The organism is Wolbachia endosymbiont of Encarsia formosa, assembly GCF_039540065.1.
Taxonomy (GTDB): domain Bacteria; phylum Pseudomonadota; class Alphaproteobacteria; order Rickettsiales; family Anaplasmataceae; genus Wolbachia.
In genome coordinates, this window is the sequence record NZ_CP154278.1 from 397,886 (window position 1) to 418,224 (window position 20,339).

Below are 20,339 nucleotides of genomic sequence, written 5' to 3' on the forward strand. Positions count from 1 at the left end.
TCAAGCGCTGGGATGACAACCCTTCCTGCTGCCTTTAAATTACTTGGTTCGTGACACTGAGATCTCATTTATATTACATAATTCCATCAAAACAATTCGATCTTCAAAAACAATTTAATCTTGCTTGAATAAAACATGGCCAAAATGATCCATATTTTCAAGCACTCTTCCACTACCCAAGGCAACACAACAAAGTGGGTCATCTGCAACACGAACTGGTAATTTTGTTGTTTCACTGATAACTTTGCCCAAGTTACGCAATAATCCACCACCACCGGATAAAATTATTCCTCTGTCGACTATATCAGAAGAGAGTTCAGGTGGAGTGCTCTCCAGTGCAGTCCTAATAGCAGAAATTATCTGATGTACAGGCTCTATTAGACTTTCTGCAACTTGGTATTCTGATAAAAGCATTTCCTTTGGCATGCCACTCACTAAGTCCCTGCCTTTAATTATCATTCCCTCTTTGTTGTTTTCAACTGGCAGACTGGCTGAACCGACGTTTTTCTTAATTTTTTCGGCAGTTGTTTCACCGATTAATAACTTATGATTTTCACGAATGTATGACTTTATTGCCTCATCCATAATATCACCACCCACTCTGGCAGAACGTGAATAAACAATTCCACCTAAAGAAATAATTGCAACTTCAGTTGTACCTCCTCCTATATCAACAATCATAGAACCCTCAGGTTCAGTAACTGGGAGCCCAGCTCCGATTGCTGCAGCCATTGGTTCTTCAATCAAAAATACTTCATTTGCACCAGCACTTTCTGCTGCATCTTGTATAGCACGCCTTTCAACTGGGGTAGATCCAGATGGAACGCATATGATAATACTAGGTTTATTAACAGTGAATCTTGTGTTTGCGCTGCGTATGAAATATTTTAACATTTCTTCCGCGCTTTTAAAATCGGCAATAACTCCGTCTTTCAAGGGCCTTATCGCTTCTATTTCTCCAGGTGTTTTTCCGAGCATCATCTTAGCTTTTTTGCCAAAAGCATAAGGAACGTAACTTCCTTTTTCTTTTACTATTGCTACAACTGAGGGTTCATCAAGCACTATCCCCTGACTTTTCTGATAAACTAAAGTATTTGCAGTACCAAGATCTATAGCAATATCGCTAGCAAATAAACCTTTGAAAGTAAAAAAATTTCTGATTAAATTCTGAACAAAACTCATACACAACTCAAAAAAACCATTTATTGAGACAAATTATACTTTTCAGATAAGTAACTAGTGTAGCACTCAATATCTAAATCCCTACCTGTTACCTTTTTTAGCTGTTCCAAAAAGCCATACTTTGCACTATATACATTTTTAGAGAACCAATCGATAAGTAAACTGAAATCTCCTTTTACTATAGAATCTAAAAATTCGTAATTATTTTTCTTAATGAAAGAAAAAAACTGCACAGCAGCGATTAACGCTATGACTTTTATAGGAAAGTAGCCTATAACACCACTTATCCAATACTCATCTTGAAAATAAGTGTCTAGCTCATTTTTAGCTTTTACTGAAATCTTGTAATGCTTCATACCTTCCAACCATTTATCGTGTAGATCTTTAACTTCTAACGTACCATTTATTAAATCTTGTTCTAATTTAGTTCTTAGCATAATGTGAGCCAATAAACTAAATTCATCTGCATTCTTCAAAAAAGATGAAAGATTTACTTTATTGAAAATCAAATACAAATTTTCAACGCTACTATTAATTTTGCCTTTTGTAGAAAGTTTCTCCTTTATGTGTGGTTGAATGAACTCAATAAATTCTCTGGATGTTCCAATGATCCTTTCCATGAATAATCCTTGAGTTTCATACATAATATGTTTAGTAATTGAGCTCTTTATAGAATTTTGCGCTAAACATTTTTGATGAATTGCATGACCAGTATGCCGTAAAAGTAAAAATAAACCATAACAAAGGTCAGATTCATCATAATCGATAGGATCGTAATAAGAAATGGAAATCTCATTTGGTGTAACACTCATTTGCTGTAAGAATAAGGAACTAAGTTCAATCTGTCTCTGAACCGTAACTTTTTGTATATTAGTAACCTTATCCTTCTTCTGCTTTTGAATTACTTTCTCTACATTTTCACTAAAAAATTTGCCTAATTTAGGAAATATTTCCTTTATATTCTTTTCTGTGATGTTAGAGTCATAATCAGCAAGCAGTGAGTCATATTTTGAGCACTTTAATTGCTGCGATTTTATAGAAGCTACTTCACGAGCGAGTTTGATTAGATCAGCAAAGCGTTCTTTCAGCTTTTCTAAATTACTGATTTCAGAATTAGCTAGCTTCCGTAAGTTTTGGCATTCAATCTTAGCTTTGAGCAAAGATTTTACTAAATCAACAGGAATAGCACTATTGCTTTTATGTATTTTCTCTATTAACTTTAGCTGCTGAGTGTTCGCACTCTTCTTGTTGCTAAGAGCATTTGCTAATGATTCTTTTATTGCATTATGAGAGATAATTTCATGTTTGATTTCCCCTAGAAGACACATTTGTTCAACTTTGTCCTCTACATTCAATTGGCTTTTACTTACTAGTTCTAGTATGTTTTCGATATTCCTTACCTTATCTAATACTTCCTCTAAAAACTTATAAGATTCCATTTTTATCATTGCTTTGAAACATCTGCTTAATATCGTAATAGATTAATAATAAAGTTAAAAGTATATTTGCTTAAAGTACAATAAAAAATTGTATTTTATTCTTTTATTGTACCTCATTGCTAAGAACTGAGCATCTTATCAGAAAGTTAATTGTAAGATTGTAAAAAAACATTTAGTACTTTATTTTCCTTGACTCTATTCTAGTATAGAGGAATTATTAGTACTAGAATTAAAATTACACACTGTATTTTAAATTTATGGAGGTTTAGTAATGTGGAGTAGACTGATTATAATGTTTTGTTTTTGTTTGCTTCTTACTGGTGTAAGTTCTTGCCCTAAAAAAGGAGTAAATACGACAAATAAAATGAATGCCGTTGTTAAGCAGATAGGTGATAAAAGAGTTTTCTTTGGTTATGATGAATCTAGTATCAGTGAAGTGAGTGCAGATGTATTACTTGACGTGATGGAAGTGTTACAAAATAATCCTGACGCAAAGGTTACTTTAACTGGTCATACTGATAATCGTGGTTCTCATGAATATAATCTTGCATTAGGTGCTAGAAGAGCAGATGCAGCTAAAAAGTTTATGGTCAGCTGTACGCCTTATCTAGAAAATAGAATCAAAACTGCTTCTAAAGGTGAAACTGAGCCTTTGGTTGACGTAAAAGATGATTCTAAAAATTCTAAGTACGAAAAAGACCATGCTAAAAATCGTAGAGTAGAATTTTCATTTTCTGGAATAAAGAAATAGTTTCTTGCGTTAAAACCTGGATCCCAGTTTTTAGCACTGGGATGATACAACGTGCAAATCCGTTGCTTCCACTGATTGTTAGTTGAACTTGTATTGAAGTCCTGTGGGCGGTATAATGTAGAGAGATATAAACTACCTAACCGAGACATAATGCAATTGGAGCTGTCATTTCAAAATATAGTTAATAACTTTACTTTTCATGATAATCAAGTTGCGGTTGCAGTATCAGGTGGTATAGATAGCGTAGTTTTATTGCACTTAATGATTAACTGGGCAAAAAAAAGTAAGCTTTTAGCCCCTATAGCATTAACAGTAAATCATGGGTTACGTTTAGAATCTCAAAAAGAAGCTCATTTTGCTATAAGTTACGCAAAAGAACTTGGAGCAAGGGAGTCATTCGTATTAAATTGGGAGAAAAAAAATATTAAAGGCAATATTCAGTTACAGGCACGAAAAGCACGATACAAGTTATTAATAGAATGGTGTAAAAACAATAATGTTAAATATTTATTTGTTGCTCACCACGAAAATGATCAAGCAGAAACGTTCTTATTGAGATTAGAGCGAGGTAGTGGCGTAGATGGATTATCATCAATGGATTACAAATCTTTCTTCAATGGTATTTATGTATTTAGGCCATTGTTAAATTTCAGTCGTAGTAAAATAGAAAGGTATGCTCAACTTCACCAGTTAAGATGGATCGAAGATAGAAGCAATTATGACTTGAAATACAGGCGAACTTTATACCGTAACTTGCTTAAAGCAAGTGATAATCAAGATGTTCTAACAGAGCGAATATGCCTTACAGCCCTTCATATGAAAAGAGCTGCAAAAGCGTTGATGCACTACACACGCCTTGCATTTAATGACTGTATTAATGTTCATGATCTTGGTTATATTGAAATTAAACTAAGTGAATTTTATAAACTGCCAGAGGAAATATCCTTAAGGCTCCTTCTTTATTCTATAATGGCAATCTGTGGTAAATACTATAAACCAAGATACAACAGCCTTGTTGCAATATTTAATAGAATATTGCAACAAAATAGTGATGTTAATTGCACACTCTATGGATGCAAAATAAGAAAATATGGAGAAAGTATTCTGATAATGAGAGAATCGTCAAAGATACAGGAAATTACTGTACACTTACCATTAAATGGTTCTATTGAATGGGATAACAGGTTTAGCTGCACAATATTTGGAGATCAGGAGTGTTCAGTAACTATTGCTCCACTAAAGAAAACACAAAAGATCCCTGAATTTCTAAAAAATTATGATTATTGCTCTGAAGTCTACTATTCTTTGCCTACAGTACAAAAAGATGGAAAGATGCTTGCTTATCCTGATGTAAATTATAACGGAAAAAATACCGATGATGATAAGGTTCGATTCATTATTAATAGCACGATAAAACAAAATTTGGTAAGCTTGATTAGTATTTAATTAGAAATGTAAATGAAAAAATTTTTAGAAGGCTTATTGATCTGGTTAGTGATTATTGTTCTTATTTCAGTTGCTTATATTCAATTTAGCGGAAGTATAGGTAAGAGTAAAACAACCATACCTTTTTCAGAATTTTTAACTAGACTAGAAGATAATGATATAGAAAATATTACAATAAGAAACCAAAGCATCGAAGGGAAGTTTAGGGATGGGTCAGCCTTTAACTCAAGTGGTGTTATATATAGTGACTTAATAAAAAGTTTGCATGATAGGAAAGTGAAGTTCTCCTTTTCAATTGGAGACTCTGCAATAGGTATAATTGGTGGATTACTTATTCAATGGGTTCCGACGCTTATCTTTATCGGTTTATTACTTTTCCTTTTTAAACAAACGCAAGCAGGAGGTAATAGAACTATAAGCTTTGGCAAATCAAAAGCTAGGCTTATGACTACTGGAAAAAAAGTGACATTTGATGATGTTGCTGGGATTGATGAAGCAAAAGAAGAGTTGGTTGAAATTGTTGATTTTCTTAAACAAAGGCAAAAATTTCAAGTGTTAGGTGGGAAGATACCAAAAGGATGTCTTTTAATTGGTTCCCCTGGAACTGGTAAAACTCTACTTGCTCGTGCAATTGCAGGTGAAGCTAATGTACCGTTTTTTAGTATTTCTGGATCTGATTTCGTTGAAATGTTTGTCGGTGTTGGTGCAAGCCGTGTTCGTGATATGTTTGATCAAGGTAAGAAAAATGCTCCTTGTATAATTTTCATAGACGAAATAGATGCAGTGGGTAGGCATCGCGGCATTGGTCTTGGTGGTGGTAATGATGAAAGGGAACAAACATTAAATCAATTACTGGTTGAAATGGATGGTTTCGAGTCTAATGAAGGTGTGATAATAGTTGCTGCAACTAACCGTCCAGACGTGCTAGATCCAGCACTACTTAGACCTGGTCGTTTTGACCGACAGATTACTATTTCTTTACCTGATATAAATGGGCGTGAAAGAATATTAAATACGCATATAAAGAAAATATCGATAGCACCAGATGTAAACGTAAAAACAGTTGCGAGGGGAACGCCAGGTTTTTCAGGAGCTGATCTAGCAAATTTAGTGAATGAATCTGCGCTTATTGCTGCAAGAAGAAATAAGAAAATTGTTACCATGGATGATTTTGAGTATGCACGTGATAAAGTGATGATGGGCATAGAAAGAAGGTCCTTAGTCATTACAGAAGAAGAAAAAAAGCTTACTGCTTACCATGAAGCTGGTCATGCAGTAGTTGCAGTTAATATGCCTGCTTCTGATCCTATACACAAAGCAACAATTATTCCACGTGGTAGAGCACTCGGTTTAGTTATGAGACTACCAGAAACAGATAGAGTGTCCCTCACAAGAGAAAAGATGCTAGCAGATATAACTGTTGCAATGGGTGGACGTGTGGCAGAAGAGCTAATTTTTCGCTATGATAAAGTCACAAGCGGCGCATCTTCAGATATAAAACTAGCATCAGATTTATCACGTGCTATGGTGACAAAATGGGGAATGAGTGACAAAATAGGGCCAATATATCACAATCGTGAACAAATTACACATGATTCTGAGACAATTTCTGAAGATACGTTAAGACTTATAGATGAGGAAATAAAGAAAGTTGTATTTTCTTGCTATGAAAAAGCAAAAGACATTTTAACCAAGCGTAGGAAAGACTTGGAGCTCATTGCTGAAAATCTACTGGAGTTTGAAACTTTAACAGGAGATGAAATAAGAGACATATTAAGTGGAAAAAAAATTGTTAGAAATGAAAATGAAGGTAAGGAAGAGGTAAGGAGATCCTCTCTCTAATCAGATCTAGCTTTATTTAACCGCTAAAACAAAAATTTTTAATTAATTAGCTTAAGTTATAAGATCATAGTTAAGCCGATGTATTTTATAAATGGACTTTTTTGAACATTCTTCCAATTTTTTTCTAAATAACTCTTTGCCTATTTAAATAAGTATGTTCAGTATTAGAGCTTTCCAGACCGCTACTAGGAGAAAGCTTGACCTTTAAACATCTCTATTAGCTTTAATAAAGGAGCAGTTCTTGCTACAATGGCTCCTATAACAGCAGTAGCACCCATGATGAGAAGAATCGGTTCTGAAGTGGTTGATTATACACATCTCAATACATAAACCAGCAATGACCATACCAACCATTATACCAATGAAAGCACCTACAATTATGGATGAAACTACACCAATTAATTTTCCTATTTTTGAACTAAGTGGTACTTCTCTTTTACCTCCAACACAACCTTTGAATTTCTCTTTGATCTTCCTCCAACATCCTTAATTGTCTTTTCAAATTTTAATAGCGACTTGTTGTTTAGTCTATAGCTAACCGAAGTAAGATTTTCTCAAAGGGTGGGGTAAAAAGGTATAATACTGCTTTAATGAAGGTAGAATGATGCCAAAGCCATATAGTGAGGACCTGAGGGAACGAGTTTTAAAAGTGGTAGACGAGAAAAAATGACAATAGAAGAATTCGAAAAGGTTGTAGAAAAAATGCGCCCAGAGTGGGAAAAAGTTCAAGAACAGAAGAAATGCCATGGAAGAACGTCAAGACTGCCTGTATTGGAAGACAAAATACTCTGTATAATTCTATATTATCGAACTTACATAACGCACCGATTCTTGAGCTAACTATTCAACTTTCATAACTCAAGCATCTACCGATTACTCAAGAAAATGGAACCACTTTTGGCTAAGAAAGTCTCAATAAAAAAGGATAGAACTATGACGCCAGAAAGAATTTTGAAAATATTAGCAGATGTTACAGAACAACCAATACAACGATCAAAAGATAGGAAGAAAAGAAAATTGTCTTATTCCTGAAAGAAAAGAGTAAATACAATAAAAACAGAAATTGTTATAAAAGAAGATGGGCAAATTCTATCAGTGTCAAAGTCACACAGAGATCGAATTCATGATTTTAAGATACGAAAACAGGAAAAAATGTTGTCAAAAGAGAATATCAAGTATGTTGATTCTGGGTATCAGGGGTGGCAAAAATTGCAGAGTAACGTTGTAATTCCATATAAAAGGTATCGAAAAAAATCGCTGACCGATGATCAAAAAGAGCACAATCGAAAGTTGACATCATTTAGAATGAGAGTGTAGCATAAAATTCATGAAATTAAGGTTTTTAAAATCATGTCACATACCTATCGCAATTTTCAGAAGAAATACAACATGAGATTTAACATAATTGCTGATCTGGTAAATCTCAAACACGAGTTTTAATTGATCCTGCTATTGACCTAACTCACGCTGAATTTAGTTCCATACTGTTTCCCAGTAGGTCTTGTGGAAGAAGTAAGCAAGATGTTAAAAATTGATAGAAAACTATATACTAGTGGAGGAAAAGAAGAGAAGAAAGAGGAAGTATAAAACCGTCTTCAGACTATCAAAAGGGACATAGTCATAAAATTAAAGACTTAGATAGCTTTGTCAAATTTCTGAATGAAAACCGAGATATTACGGTTGAAAAAATAATTGAAAAATTTGGCAACATGTGCAAAGATACAGTCTACAATTATCTTAAAAAAGTAAGCTATACATATAAAAAAAACTTTTCTTTATCAGGAAAGGAATGAAGAGAAACCCAAGGAGTTCATAAAAAAATAGAAGGAATAGAAAAAGAAAACTTGATATTCATAGATGAGTCTGGAGTAGAAGATAACAGATTTTATGAATATGGGTGGTCTCAAAAAGGTAAGAGGTTATTTGTCCAGGGTTTAAAAGAAAGAGGGTAAGAATAATTGGAGCACTAAATGAAGGAAAAGTTAAAGCTTCCTGAAGGCTACTGCAACAGCGAGATTTTTGATGCTTATGTAGAAAATATACTTGTTCCTATATTAAAACCTGAACAGACTATTGTTCTCGATAAAGCAAGCTTTCATAAATCTGCAAGGACGAAAAATTTGATAGCAAATATTGGGTGTAAAATTTTGTTCTTGCCTCCATACTCGCCAGATTTGAAGCCTCACTTTTACCCACAATTTTGAGAGGTCATGATGTGAAGCATAACTATGCTCTCCTTAAGATTTTCATAGCCCCGCCATAGAGTCATAGCCCCTGGTAAATTATCACTTTTTCTATTCATAAATCCACCTAATTTTCCTAACCAAATAATAGCTTGTTTTATTTTTGGAGGTTCTTCTGGCAATGTAGCTACTTTATGCTCACGTATGAAAAGGGCCTTCCACTCTTCATTGCTTAAAATTTTAGTACAGGTTTCCATGGGATTTGATAAAGCGACTTTTGTTAAATATAAAATTTTAAATGCAATAATGCTCTTTATAGCAATTAATTTCTGTAGCCTTTCCTTTCTAGTTAAACGAGAGCTTTATATTTTACATCCTGATTTTAAAACCCTGAAATACTCCTCAATTTTCCATCTTAGCTTATACCAATTTATCCTTTCTATAGCATCTAAAGTGCTATTAACTGGTACATTAGTCAGCAAAGTCCAATCAATAGCTTCCAATCCTTCAGGAGGATTTGTTTCTTTTGCACTTACCACATATACAGGGATTTTATCACTTATTTTATGCACTGTGTCTTTTGATCCATAAATTGAAGAAGATCTGATAGGTATATAGCCTTTCATATACTTAACTTCAATATTAGCTTTCCTTGATCTTTGGTTTCTATCTTTATTAACTTATAGAGAAATTTTCTTCTTTACTGGCAGTTGAGTGATGCGTGTTTGCAAATCTGTTTTTCCAATTTCAGTACAGATAAATCTTCTATTAGTTCGATTACGGATTACATAAAAACTACCTAATGTCTCAGTGATCCATAAAAATTTGAAGATATCTGCCTCTCTATCACCAAGGGTAACAAGTTGTACATTTGCAGGAAGGTTGTTTATGCTTTCTTTGAGAGCTGTTATCCACTTATAACTTTCTTTTTCTTCTATGGAGGTACGGTATTTCCTGTTTGCTTTTTCTTGTGCCTTTTCTTTTTCCCTAATAGAACGTGCCCAACATTGTTGAGAAGATAGACCTAAAGGCAATCCTTCCTTTGCTGACTATTAAGGCACTGTGCAACAGTAAACCCATTTTATTCTTCGTATAAGCTTTAGAAATACTACCTAGCCTCTTGGTTTTTATATGAGAGTCAAAATCCAAATAACTTGTATCTTGAACTGAAAAAACAAACTGATTTCCTTTCATTCTCTCCATAGTTTCTTTGTAATGGGAAGAATAAATTTCCTTATCCTTAAGCTTTTCATTGCTAAATAATCTGTATGCACCCTTAGCTTCTTTCCATCCACTACAGCTTTGATTAATTGATCCAGACGCCTTACCCTCTATACAATATCCTGTTTTAATAAGTCTCTTATTAAGTCTTGTATTTCCTAAATTAACGTGTTTTAACTCTCTTTCCAGCCATTTATCCCCTAAGCCATCAGTATATTGCACATTTGTACTTACTTCACTCATTTTAATCCCAAATTTATTTGGTATCCATTTTACTCACTTTTTTATTTGTGGGTAAAAGTGAGATTTGAATCCCATAGAACACTGTTGGCATAACATCAAAAGCCGCCTCAGACCTCTAATGTATAAATATACAGACTTACAACTTTTGGTTGGTAATGCCATAATGGAACTTTATCATCCATTTTAGAAAATACTATAGTGGCCTTGGCACTTCTTCAGCACGATCTTCTTTTAATGATAAGCCCAAACCAATACTTGACCAACCGTCTGTATTACAATCTGAACAGTGTTCTACAAAAAAGCATACATCAGTTGGTAAAAACATAAGTTGCTGTATTTTATAGCTAAAGAAAATTAGACTATTTGAGGACAAATTGTGAATGAAAGTTTATTTGCCAAGGTATAGCTGCCTTGGCCTACAAATCTTGGTTTCTTTATCGGTTACCATTTCATACCACTGGGCAACCCAACCAGTGGTTCTTGCAAGTGCAAAAATGGGTGTAAACATACTTGAAGGGATACCGATAGCATTTATTATTATACCTGAGTAAAAATCAACATTTGGATATAATTTACGCGTGATGAAATATTCATCCTTTAAAGCTACTTCTTCAAGTTTTTTTGCAATTTCAAGTAATTCATTGTTTTGCTCTAGTTTGCTTAAAATCTCATGACAAGCATCCTTTAATATAAGCGCGCGCGGATCATAGTTTTTATAAACACGATGTCCAAACCCCATTAGCTTAAATGGATCTTTATCATCTTTAGCTTTCTCAATGAATCTATCTACATCTCCACTTTGCTCTATCTCTTTTAGCATATTTATAACTTCCTCATTAGCTCCACCGTGTGCTGGACCCCAAAGTGTAGCAACTCCTGCAGACAGGCTTGCAAATAGATTAGAACCAGCTGACCCTACCAATCTGACAGCTGCCGTAGAAGCATTCTGTTCATGATCAGCATGGAGAGTAAATATTTTATCCAGAGCTTTTGCAAAAAGGGCATTATCAACAGCATCGCCAAATATCATCTTTAAGAAATTTTCACTGTAACTTAATTCATTGTTAGCATTTATGAATTCCTGATTGTTGATATGCCTATAAGTCATTGCAACAATTGCAGGAACTTGTGCTATTGCAGAAATTCCAAAATCTAAATCCTCACCATTGACATTGTTGCTATGCATTTCATGGTAAGACGCTGACAAATTTGCAAAACATGCAATCAAAATCGACATAGGGTGAGCAGTTTTTGGAAATGCTTTGATTACATTTGTAACTTGCTCTGATACTTTGGACAATTCTTGTATTTTGAAAAGAAATTTTTTGTGTTGCTCTGAACTTGGTAGTTCACCATAGAGTAATAAATAAATCACAGCAGTAAAACTATTATTTTCTTCCAAATCAGCTATATCATGTCCCCTATATTTAAGAACTCCTTCATCTCCATCAATGAATGTAATTGCAGAAGAACATGAAGCTGTAGAAACAAATCCTGGATCGTAAGTAAATAATCCAGTTACTTTATATAAATCCTTGATATTTAACACATCAGGACCTATTGTTCCACTTAATATGGGTAGCTCAATTTTTGACCCATCACTTAGTTCCAACAATGCTTTTTTATCCATCACTTGAGCTACTTAAATTTTATAGAAGGTATAAAAATTGAAGAGTATACATTAATCCGATTAACCTTATATTAACGATATTATGCTGTCATCAATGCTTTTACTTTTGCATTTAAACGACTTATTTTACGAGCAGCAGTATTCCTATGAATAACACCTTTATTTACACATCTATGTAAATTGGATTCAGCATTCCGAAATGCCAAGACAACATTCTCTTTATCACCAGACTTGATTATATCAACTAATCTTCTAATAGCAGTACGAGTTTTGCTTTTTCGCATCTTATTCACTAAAGTACGCTTTGCTATTACCTTTATCATTTTTTTAGCACTCTTATGATTTGCCATATATTAATACCTGTACTTTTCTTTTAATTATAAAGTCTTTTTGTTAATTTGCAATATCAGTTTTTTCTGGAATTAATCTACTACTTCTCTCTTCAATGATTTTTTCTAAACTTTGCAAGAATTCATTTTTGTTTAACCCGGGATATATGGAAGGTAATATTTCTATTACCGCCTTTCCGGGATTCTTTCTCAGAGAAAGTATGCTTTTTGGCCAAAACAAACCAGTGTTTAAAGCAATCGGTAATACAGGAACAGATAATACGCTATATAAAGCAGCGATACCTGGTTGATATTTTATATTTTGGTTTATAGTCGTTCTTGTGCCTTCAGGAAATATTATTATGCCTCTATTTTCTTTTATACGCATTTTTGCTAATTTCATGATATGACGCACAGAACTAATACCATCTGAGCGGTTAATAAAAATCATTTTTAATGCCATGAGATGCAAACCAATGAATGGAATCCATTTCAATTCACGTTTTAAAATAAAAACTGCTTTTCTAAATAGTAGTATAAAAATAAATGTTTCAAATGGAGATTGGTGTTTAGATGCAATTATAAAAGGTTGCTCAGGAATGTTTTCCATTCCCCTCACTTCATATTTAATGCCACATAATAAACGTAACATGAATAATACAACTCTCACCGAGCAAACGAGGAAAATGGTTATTACACACTCAGGAAAGAAAATTACAGGAAGAGTAATAAAAGTATAGAATACTTCCCATAATATAAGGAGTAAATTAAACAATAAACTTGCAATCACAAACATACGTAAACTTATTTGAATTTAACTTTACTACAAAATTAAAAGCAATAAGTTTAATTATTGATCATCTGAGTAATAGGATGAGAATCAGCTAATTTGTCCTTTAACTTTTCGTTAGCAATATGAGTATATATTTGCGTTGTAGAAAGATTAGTATGGCCAAGAATTTTTTGTATCAGCACAATATTCGCTCCGCTATTCAGTAGATGGGTAGCAAGAGAATGCCTAATCACATGTGGGGAGATTTTATTTTCATCAATATCGCACTTTCTTGCTAATTCCTTTATTAATTGACCAACTCTTTGCCTTGTAATTGGTTTATGAGGTTTATCACCTGGGAATAGCCAATCAGATTTTTTGTTGTTAGGGAGCAGGTTGTCACGAACTGATAAATAATCTTTAAGGCTTTGCAATGCTTGCTCATTAAAAAAGATTTGCCTTTCTCTGCCACTTTTTCCCTTTATTATTATATAGCCTTCTTTACCATTACTGTTTACTAAATGTGATACTTCACATAACTTCATATTAATTAATTCAGAAACACGCATCCCGGAAGAGTAAAGGATATCTAAAATTGCACATAGCCTTTTACTGCTTATCTCTTTATTCGATCCGCTTGCTGATTTTTTTACTGTTTCCATGAGCAAAAATATTTCTTGAACACTTAAATACTTAGGCAAAGGACGGGAAACTTTTGTATTTCTTAATTCATTATCATTAGCCGGTGCTGGATTAAAGTCTATTATTCCATCATTAAATAGGCACTTATAGAAATTTTTGATAGCAGATATTTTTCTTGATATAGAGCTAGTTTTATATTTCTTTTGTGTACGTAAAAAGCTTACATAATCTTTAATATTAGCTTTACTTGCACCAACTAAGGTAGTGCCTCCTTCTAATAAAAATTCTTCAAGTTGGTGTAAATCTGAACGATAACTTTCCAAAGTATTTTGTGTAGAGGATTTTTCGGAAACCAAAGTATCTATGTAATACGTTATGTAAAGATTCTCTTTTTTATTTTGTAGTTGTTTATTTTTCATTATCAGCTCCTATATTTATTTCTTTGACTATAATTTGATTGAAAGTATCTTTTGTGTTTTTTATAAGAAAATATGAGATAAACAAAGTATTTATCAATAAAGTAAGTACTACAAACCTTTGTTTTAACCTTTTTTTTAAATTTGATCTTATTTTTACCATATTTTAATTATAACATCAAGTATATAAAAAACATCCTGTAAAGTAAGTTTTACTATCGTAAAAATATCCCTTAGATATGTCTGTTTATTCTTATTACATCATAGTATTTATTATAATTTTAACATAAAGAAATAGTGATTTCAACTTCATTATTGTATGGGTATTAATAAATCTTTAATATATATAACAAATGTCTTGCAGCAGAAGGAATCACTTGGGACTTTTTTTTAATAAAGTGTTAATAAAAGGAATGGTTACATTTGATCCTATGGATTCACTATCTATTTTTTCTATAATTTTATTAATGCTGTGGAAAGAACGTTCTATTCTTGCTAGAATATAATTAATTACCTTTAGATCAATTTTTAATTGTTTATCTGAAAATTGTTTTATTAGCATAATTCTTAATAACTCCTCGCTTGCAGGTAAAATTTTTACGCTGATAGTTGACAATATTCGAGAGCTCAAATCTTTGAGCTTGAAGTTAAGCTTTTTTGGTGAAATTGAAGAAGTGATCAGCAATCTCTTATCATTTTCCTTCATATAATTATAACAATGTAACAACATTTCCTCATCTTTAATGTTTTGTACATCCTCTAAAATAAACGCATTGCTATACCTAATCTCGCTTACAAAATTATTCACATTGATAAAAATTGCATTGTTTATTGATTGCCAAATATGAGCAAGGTGAGTTTTTCCAGAGCTGTTAGGTCCAAAAAGAATCAGGCATTTCCAAGATAAATCGTTAGCTATTGAGTTATATACGTGCTTGTTTTCGTCTAAGATGATATAATTTTGCCAACAATAATCAACTTGATTATTGTTAAATAAATTTAATTGCACGTAAAGCCTCTTAAATTGCTACTTTTTGATAATAATTTTTGCATAAAAATTTACTTGCATTTCTCAAATGTATCAGAGGTCCTTTTTCTTTTTATCGTGAACTAATTAGCCATTTTTATAAATCTCACTTTCAAAATATTTATTGACTGCATATTCTACTAATACACTGAATATTGCTATTATTGGAATAAAAAATAATATACCTATAAACCCAAAATATGAGGTACATATGACAACTCCCAAAATAATGATAGTTGGATGTATATGAACTTTTTTTCCTATTAATAAAGGCACTAATATGCTTGAGTCTATTAATTGACCAACACTAAATAATAGCAAGACAGCAGCACTTTCAAACCATCCACTAAATTGAGTAATGGCGCTCAAAAATCCGATAATAGTGTATAATAATGGCCCTATATAGGGTATAAATGTTAATGTTCCTGATAAAATTCCAATAGCTACAGAATGCTTCAGCCCAATTATGCTAAGGCCCACGGAGTAAAAGATCATCATGACTATACATACGTTTAACTGTCCCTTTAGGTAATTAGATATAATGAAATCTACTTTGAAAAAATAACCTGCAGCTTTTTCTCTGTAAAGAATGGGAATTAGTTTATTAGCCTTTTCTACAATTGAAGGCCAATCACGTAATACATAAAAAAACACCACAAGCGTAATAGCTATTAATGATACCATGTAAATCAAACTAAAGCTTGAATTTAGCACTTGAATTATAAGATTACTGCCCATGCTAAGAGCATTTATAAAATAAGATATATAATCACTGTAATTTTCTACTAGATTTTTAGACAAGTGATCAAATAAATTATCTTCAGTTTTTATATTAAGAAATTCTAGAACAGAAGGAATCACTTTAAGCTTTAATGAAGGTATCTTATTCACTAAGAAATTTAATATTAAAGTAATTTGAAAATATATAATAGGTAAAACAAATGTAATAACTAATATAAAAGCTATCAATAAGGCAAGTGTTATAAAAACTACAGAACATGAACGCGGTATTCTGTATTTTTCAAACTTGGTTACTAGAGGGTTAAACAAATGTGCAACAAAAAGGGATATTAGACACGGGACAATCATAGGACGCATCAAAAACAACACTCCTATTATGAAAAGCAGTACGCAACAAATAGTTATATGACGTTTTTGCATGTGTTTAGAATAGTCAATTTATCAAAAAATATACAGTTTTTTGTAAATACTATCTATTTATTGTTTTATTAGGTATGAGATCAAGCAAATTTTTATTCAATTCGCAACTAAATAAAACTCCGTTGTGCGGATCATATTCAAAGCTTTTCAAATTAACGATTTTGGTCAAATTTCTATTTAACGATTGATTATCTTCTAGTCCTTTTGCTAATTGTGCAGGATATGGTATTAAGTTGTCTCTTTCATGATTAATGATCACTATTGGTATATTATCATTTTGTAGCTTTTGTATATTGCTTACTATATCAAAATCTAAATTTAGGACCTTAAGCATCTTTTTCAATAAGCATGAGGGCAGTACACTTAAAATTTTTGCTTGAGGAATTGGAAAATGCTTTATTGTATTATGAAAAGAGCTGAAAGTGCTAGTAAAAATAACGCCTCCAAGTTTAATATTTTTGTCTGTAAAATATTTTAATACTTCTGATGCAACTGCTCCTCCAAAGGAATGGCCGAAAAGTATGATGTTTTCAGGTTTTACACCCTTGTCCATTAATTCGTTGATTTTTTTTATCGAAGACTGAGATAAGCTTTTATTCTTATTTATAAATGGAATCATGAGTATTGATATAGACAAAAAAGTGCAAATCAAAGCTGCTAATATTGCTGAATTCGCTGTCCTAGACGTCATTGGGTTGGTAAATAATATCAGAGCGGGTGATAATATGGATATTCCTAAAAATAAGAAACTAGCTATTGCGTAAGTTATATAGTTTTGAAATGCAATTGGGTATTTATGTGCATGAGTGTAGAAATTAGACCTATGGAGATATGTAGATCTATCTTGTATATACCTGGACGCATTTTTATAATTATCACCTATTCCATGAAAAAATATAAGATGTATCTCATTTTCTTTGTTATACTTAGCAACGTGCATTATTTTCCTCTAGCATATATTACACCTAGTAAAAGAATATTCTTTTTTGAGAATTGGATCAACTTTTTTAAAATGCTAGATAACTTATATTAACACCGAAAATGGTAAGCATGCACACTAACAGACTTGAGAAATACAAGATAGCAGCATTAATAGTTGCAGCAGGAGTAGGCAGTAGATGCAATGCCAAAATCCCTAAACAGTATATAAAATTGGCAGGTAAGTCTGTTTTATTTCACACAATTAGGAAATTCTTAGCTAATCAGTACATAAGTTACATAAGAGTGGTAGTGAATGAAAGTCAAAAAGATTTCTATAAAGAAGTTACGTCATCAACTATAGATACTAAATTGCTGAGTCCAGTATGTGGAGGAAAAAGCAGGCAGAGTTCAGTTAAACTTGGACTGGAGAGTTTGCAAAAGATCAATCCAGATTTTGTTATTATACATGACGCTTGTAGGCCTTTTGTATCAAATATTCTAATAAACAACTTGATTGAATCTATGATTAATGGTCAATATACAGGAGTAGTTCCAGCAATAGAAGTCGAGGATACTATATCGTTGGTGAGTAATAATTTCATTGAATCTACGATTTCAAGAGAAAAACTTAGAGCCATGCAAACTCCTCAAATTTTTAATTTCAGAGAATTATTATCGTGCCATCAATCAGTCAAAGAATTTACTGATGATTCATCACTAATGGTGGAGCATAAAAAACATGTTGCGATTATTGAAGGTGAGAAAAAGAATTTTAAGTTAACTACAAAAGAGGATATCAATATGGCAAAACTTCTCTTTGGAGAGCCAAAATTCCGTGTCGGAACCGGTTATGATATACATAAATTTGTTAAAATTCAAAATGATGCTAAGAGTTTTATAAAAATTTGCGGTGTGGAAATTGAGCATAATATGGCAATAGAGGCACATTCCGATGGTGATGTTGCAATACATGCAATCGTTGATGCGATACTCGGAGCACTAGGATGTGGCGATATAGGAGAACATTTTCCTCCTAATTCCTCTAAATGGAAGGATTGCAATTCATCTCATTTTCTTGACTTTTCTGCTAAAAAAGCACAGGAAAAAGGATATAGCGTTTCTAATTTAGATATTACTATAGTTTGTGAAGAGCCTAAAATATCGCCTTACAAAGCAGGGATGAAGGAATTCATATCAAAAATATTAGAAATTAATGGTGAATTCATAAATATCAAAGCAACTACAGCGGAAAAATTAGGTTCTATTGGAAGAAATGAGGGAATAGCAACGTATGCTTCTGTGCTATTGCGTGCAAATTTTTATTGAAGGTAGAAACGAAATAACTTACTTGACAAACTCCACCATTTCACTTCCATTGCAAGGAAAGTGGGAAGGTTTGTCAAGAAATTTCTATGAGCTACTTTCGACATTAATAGCTGATTCAAGTCTTCTATTCAAAATTTTCAATATAAAATCCAATTCACTTGAGTTGTTATAACGTATCATGACTTTACCCTTAGAATTACTGTCATTAATTTTGATCTTTAAACCAAGTTGAGAAGATATAGCCCCTTCTAGTGCTGCCATATCTTGATTTTTAGTATATTTATGCTCTTTTTGATCGTTATTTTGTTGTAAGTCTTTTATCAATTTTTCAGTTTGTCTAACGCTCAGGCCCTGAGAAACTATTCTTTCTGCAAGACTTTCCGCATTTTCAACATTAATCAATGCCCTTGCATGGCCCATAGACAGTTTTTTCTCGTTGATCATTGTTATCACTCCATCAGGGAGTGATAACATTCGAGTCATATTGGTTATGTGACTGCGGCTTTTGCCTAACGTTGAAGCTAGTTCTTCGTGTGTGTAGGAGAATTCATCTATTAGTTTCCTATACGCTTCACCTTCTTCTATTGGATTAATGTCTTGCCTCTGTATGTTCTCAATTATCGATACTTCTAAGCATTCCTTGTCATTTAAATCTTTTATGATGACTGGCACACTATCAAGATTTGCAATTTTACTTGCACGCCAACGACGTTCCCCTGCTACTATTTCATAATCGTCATCATTTGGATCTTTGCGCACCACAATAGGCTGTATAATGCCATTTTTCTCTATCGAACTTGCAAGTCCTTTCAATGACTCTTCATCAAAATATTTTCTCGGCTGAAATTTGCTCGGATGCAGTAATGCAACGGGTAACCGATCTTCCTTATTATCATAATTATCGCCTATGAGGCCGGCAAGACCTCTACCTAAGCGCCTATTATCCTTCACGACGTACCCTCACTTACCAGCTTTTTCTCTTTACAGATGCTCATGTGTTTCTTTAAAATTTCTTTTGCCAAACTTATATATGCTTGCGCACCAGGACACTTAAAATCATATACAATAGCGGGTTTTCCATGAGAAGGCGCTTCTGATAACCGTACGTTACGTGGAATAATGGTCTCATACAATGGGATGATAGTTTTATATACTTTATCATTTAAATACTGGCAAATATCATTTTTTATCTGCTCACTAAGTTTGTTGCGTCTGTCATACATTGTGAGCAATATTCCTTCTATTGCCAAGAAAGGGTTTAGGTTATTTCTTTTTATCAGCTCTACAGTCTTAACTAAATGGCTCAATCCTTCCAGAGCGAAAAATTCACACTGAAGAGGAACAATAATAGAGTTAGCAGCGGTCAAAGCATTGATAGTAAGCAGACCAAGTGATGGAGGGCAGTCGATGATTATGTACTCATAATTATCACGCACTTTCTCTAGAGTGTCTTTTAGTACGAATTTTCCCTGCTCAAGTTGTGATAGCTCAATTTCTGCAGCTGATAAGTCAACCACTGATGAAATTAACGATAAATTTGGAATTTCCTTTATATGAAAAATTGCCGACTCTACCAATTCACTTTCGTTGCTCAGCAGTATTTTGTATATATTTTTTTCTTCTCTACTACGATAAGAAACCCCGAGCCCTGTACTAGCATTCCCTTGGGGATCAAGATCTACCAATAAAGTAATTTTTCCTACAGCAGCAAAGGCTGTCGATAAATTTATACTAGTTGTGGTTTTACCAACTCCACCCTTTTGATTTACTATTGCAATGATCTTGCTCACGCCTTTTATCTTATGTAT

The 20,339-nt window shown here is 32.9% G+C and carries 21 protein-coding genes and 1 pseudogene; 6 read left to right on the forward strand and 16 right to left on the reverse strand.

From position 1 onward, the window contains the following. Positions 1–114: 114 nt before the first annotated feature. Positions 115–1,182, reverse strand: a complete 1,068-nt coding sequence (locus AAE962_RS02070; protein WP_343289379.1) for a rod shape-determining protein — start codon at positions 1,180–1,182, stop codon at positions 115–117. A 20-nt stretch (positions 1,183–1,202) separates the two neighbouring features. Continuing rightward, positions 1,203–2,621 carry a carboxypeptidase gene (locus tag AAE962_RS02075; protein WP_343289380.1) on the reverse strand — a complete coding sequence of 473 codons (1,419 nt, stop codon included), beginning with the start codon at positions 2,619–2,621 and terminating at the stop codon, positions 1,203–1,205. Positions 2,622–2,892: 271 nt separating this feature from the next. Between AAE962_RS02075 and AAE962_RS02080 the strand changes: the two genes are divergently transcribed. From AAE962_RS02080 to AAE962_RS06725, 5 genes and pseudogenes are all read left to right on the forward strand, one after another. Continuing rightward, on the forward strand, positions 2,893–3,372 hold the full coding sequence (locus AAE962_RS02080) for an OmpA family protein (RefSeq protein ID WP_343289381.1): 480 nt from the start codon (positions 2,893–2,895) through the stop codon (positions 3,370–3,372). Positions 3,373–3,522: 150 nt separating this feature from the next. Then, complete coding sequence (tilS, locus tag AAE962_RS02085; RefSeq protein WP_343289569.1) at positions 3,523–4,818, forward strand: tRNA lysidine(34) synthetase TilS; 1,296 nt, start codon at positions 3,523–3,525, stop codon at positions 4,816–4,818. Positions 4,819–4,830: 12 nt separating this feature from the next. Then, on the forward strand, positions 4,831–6,660 hold the full coding sequence (gene ftsH / locus AAE962_RS02090) for an ATP-dependent zinc metalloprotease FtsH (protein ID WP_343289382.1): 1,830 nt from the start codon (positions 4,831–4,833) through the stop codon (positions 6,658–6,660). Positions 6,661–7,326: 666 nt separating this feature from the next. After that, positions 7,327–8,100: pseudogene (locus tag AAE962_RS02095) on the forward strand (transposase family protein). A gap of 530 nt (positions 8,101–8,630) precedes the next feature. Continuing rightward, the gene (locus tag AAE962_RS06725; protein ID WP_410543837.1) at positions 8,631–8,864 is read left to right on the forward strand and encodes a transposase; all 234 of its coding nucleotides are present in this window, start codon (positions 8,631–8,633) and stop codon (positions 8,862–8,864) included. Here AAE962_RS06725 and AAE962_RS02100 read toward each other — a convergent pair. The 12 genes from AAE962_RS02100 to AAE962_RS02155 form a co-directional block, all read right to left on the reverse strand. Continuing rightward, the gene (locus AAE962_RS02100; protein ID WP_343288679.1) at positions 8,849–9,100 is read right to left on the reverse strand and encodes an IS4 family transposase; all 252 of its coding nucleotides are present in this window, start codon (positions 9,098–9,100) and stop codon (positions 8,849–8,851) included. The genes AAE962_RS06725 and AAE962_RS02100 overlap by 16 nt on opposite strands. Positions 9,101–9,205: 105 nt before the next feature. Continuing rightward, entirely contained in the window at positions 9,206–9,469 is a 264-nt protein-coding gene (locus AAE962_RS02105; RefSeq protein ID WP_343288678.1) for a hypothetical protein, read from the reverse strand. A 54-nt stretch (positions 9,470–9,523) separates the two neighbouring features. Continuing rightward, positions 9,524–9,877, reverse strand: a complete 354-nt coding sequence (locus tag AAE962_RS02110) for a hypothetical protein (RefSeq protein ID WP_343288677.1) — start codon at positions 9,875–9,877, stop codon at positions 9,524–9,526. Continuing rightward, positions 9,831–10,307 (reverse strand): transposase DNA-binding-containing protein, encoded by a 477-nt coding sequence (locus AAE962_RS02115; protein WP_343288676.1) that lies wholly within the window; start codon positions 10,305–10,307, stop codon positions 9,831–9,833. The genes AAE962_RS02110 and AAE962_RS02115 overlap by 47 nt, the downstream gene beginning before the upstream one ends. 193 nt (positions 10,308–10,500) lie before the next feature. Beyond that, positions 10,501–10,632: a hypothetical protein gene (locus AAE962_RS02120; protein ID WP_343289383.1), complete on the reverse strand. Its 132-nt coding sequence runs from the start codon at positions 10,630–10,632 to the stop codon at positions 10,501–10,503. Between the two features lie 63 nt (positions 10,633–10,695). Continuing rightward, on the reverse strand, positions 10,696–11,937 hold the full coding sequence (locus AAE962_RS02125; RefSeq protein ID WP_343289384.1) for a citrate synthase: 1,242 nt from the start codon (positions 11,935–11,937) through the stop codon (positions 10,696–10,698). 80 nt (positions 11,938–12,017) lie between these two features. After that, positions 12,018–12,287, reverse strand: a complete 270-nt coding sequence (gene rpsT / locus AAE962_RS02130; RefSeq protein WP_108784107.1) for a 30S ribosomal protein S20 — start codon at positions 12,285–12,287, stop codon at positions 12,018–12,020. Between the two features lie 43 nt (positions 12,288–12,330). Continuing rightward, a complete protein-coding gene (locus tag AAE962_RS02135) occupies positions 12,331–13,056 on the reverse strand; it encodes a lysophospholipid acyltransferase family protein (protein WP_343289570.1) in 726 nt (241 codons plus the stop codon). Positions 13,057–13,112: 56 nt separating this feature from the next. Further along, on the reverse strand, positions 13,113–14,099 hold the full coding sequence (locus tag AAE962_RS02140; protein ID WP_343289385.1) for a tyrosine-type recombinase/integrase: 987 nt from the start codon (positions 14,097–14,099) through the stop codon (positions 13,113–13,115). Between the two features lie 370 nt (positions 14,100–14,469). Further along, positions 14,470–15,105, reverse strand: coding sequence for a DnaA ATPase domain-containing protein (locus tag AAE962_RS02145; RefSeq protein ID WP_264336404.1), 636 nt, complete (start codon positions 15,103–15,105; stop codon positions 14,470–14,472). 105 nt (positions 15,106–15,210) lie between these two features. Next, the gene (locus AAE962_RS02150; protein ID WP_343289386.1) at positions 15,211–16,284 is read right to left on the reverse strand and encodes an AI-2E family transporter; all 1,074 of its coding nucleotides are present in this window, start codon (positions 16,282–16,284) and stop codon (positions 15,211–15,213) included. A 49-nt stretch (positions 16,285–16,333) separates the two neighbouring features. Continuing rightward, entirely contained in the window at positions 16,334–17,224 is an 891-nt protein-coding gene (locus tag AAE962_RS02155; RefSeq protein ID WP_343289387.1) for an alpha/beta hydrolase, read from the reverse strand. 101 nt (positions 17,225–17,325) lie between these two features. On the opposite strand from AAE962_RS02155, the gene ispD reads away from it, so the two are divergent. Then, positions 17,326–18,531, forward strand: a complete 1,206-nt coding sequence (gene ispD, locus AAE962_RS02160; protein WP_343289388.1) for a 2-C-methyl-D-erythritol 4-phosphate cytidylyltransferase — start codon at positions 17,326–17,328, stop codon at positions 18,529–18,531. Positions 18,532–18,615: 84 nt separating this feature from the next. On the opposite strand, the gene AAE962_RS02165 is transcribed toward ispD, so the two are convergent. Together AAE962_RS02165 and AAE962_RS02170 are read right to left on the reverse strand one after the other, a co-directional pair. After that, the gene (locus tag AAE962_RS02165; RefSeq protein WP_143689364.1) at positions 18,616–19,482 is read right to left on the reverse strand and encodes a ParB/RepB/Spo0J family partition protein; all 867 of its coding nucleotides are present in this window, start codon (positions 19,480–19,482) and stop codon (positions 18,616–18,618) included. After that, complete coding sequence (locus AAE962_RS02170) at positions 19,479–20,321, reverse strand: ParA family protein (RefSeq protein WP_343289389.1); 843 nt, start codon at positions 20,319–20,321, stop codon at positions 19,479–19,481. Before AAE962_RS02170 ends, AAE962_RS02165 begins: the two co-directional genes overlap by 4 nt. Between the last annotated feature and the right edge of the window lie 18 nt (positions 20,322–20,339).

Coding starts and splice junctions, on each gene's coding strand:
- rpsT (WP_108784107.1), bottom strand. CDS start 12,287: ATGGCAAATCATAAGAGTGCTAAAAAAATGATAAAGGTAATAGCAAAG.
- AAE962_RS02115 (WP_343288676.1), bottom strand. CDS start 10,307: ATGAGTGAAGTAAGTACAAATGTGCAATATACTGATGGCTTAGGGGAT.
- AAE962_RS02100 (WP_343288679.1), bottom strand. CDS start 9,100: ATGGAAACCTGTACTAAAATTTTAAGCAATGAAGAGTGGAAGGCCCTT.
- AAE962_RS02125 (WP_343289384.1), bottom strand. CDS start 11,937: ATGGATAAAAAAGCATTGTTGGAACTAAGTGATGGGTCAAAAATTGAG.
- AAE962_RS02080 (WP_343289381.1), top strand. CDS start 2,893: ATGTGGAGTAGACTGATTATAATGTTTTGTTTTTGTTTGCTTCTTACT.
- tilS (WP_343289569.1), top strand. CDS start 3,523: ATGCAATTGGAGCTGTCATTTCAAAATATAGTTAATAACTTTACTTTT.
- AAE962_RS02150 (WP_343289386.1), bottom strand. CDS start 16,284: ATGCAAAAACGTCATATAACTATTTGTTGCGTACTGCTTTTCATAATA.
- AAE962_RS02120 (WP_343289383.1), bottom strand. CDS start 10,632: ATGTTTTTACCAACTGATGTATGCTTTTTTGTAGAACACTGTTCAGAT.
- AAE962_RS02155 (WP_343289387.1), bottom strand. CDS start 17,224: ATGCACGTTGCTAAGTATAACAAAGAAAATGAGATACATCTTATATTT.
- ftsH (WP_343289382.1), top strand. CDS start 4,831: ATGAAAAAATTTTTAGAAGGCTTATTGATCTGGTTAGTGATTATTGTT.
- AAE962_RS06725 (WP_410543837.1), top strand. CDS start 8,631: ATGAAGGAAAAGTTAAAGCTTCCTGAAGGCTACTGCAACAGCGAGATT.
- AAE962_RS02105 (WP_343288678.1), bottom strand. CDS start 9,469: ATGAAAGGCTATATACCTATCAGATCTTCTTCAATTTATGGATCAAAA.
- AAE962_RS02075 (WP_343289380.1), bottom strand. CDS start 2,621: ATGGAATCTTATAAGTTTTTAGAGGAAGTATTAGATAAGGTAAGGAAT.
- AAE962_RS02140 (WP_343289385.1), bottom strand. CDS start 14,099: ATGAAAAATAAACAACTACAAAATAAAAAAGAGAATCTTTACATAACG.
- ispD (WP_343289388.1), top strand. CDS start 17,326: ATGGTAAGCATGCACACTAACAGACTTGAGAAATACAAGATAGCAGCA.
- AAE962_RS02070 (WP_343289379.1), bottom strand. CDS start 1,182: ATGAGTTTTGTTCAGAATTTAATCAGAAATTTTTTTACTTTCAAAGGT.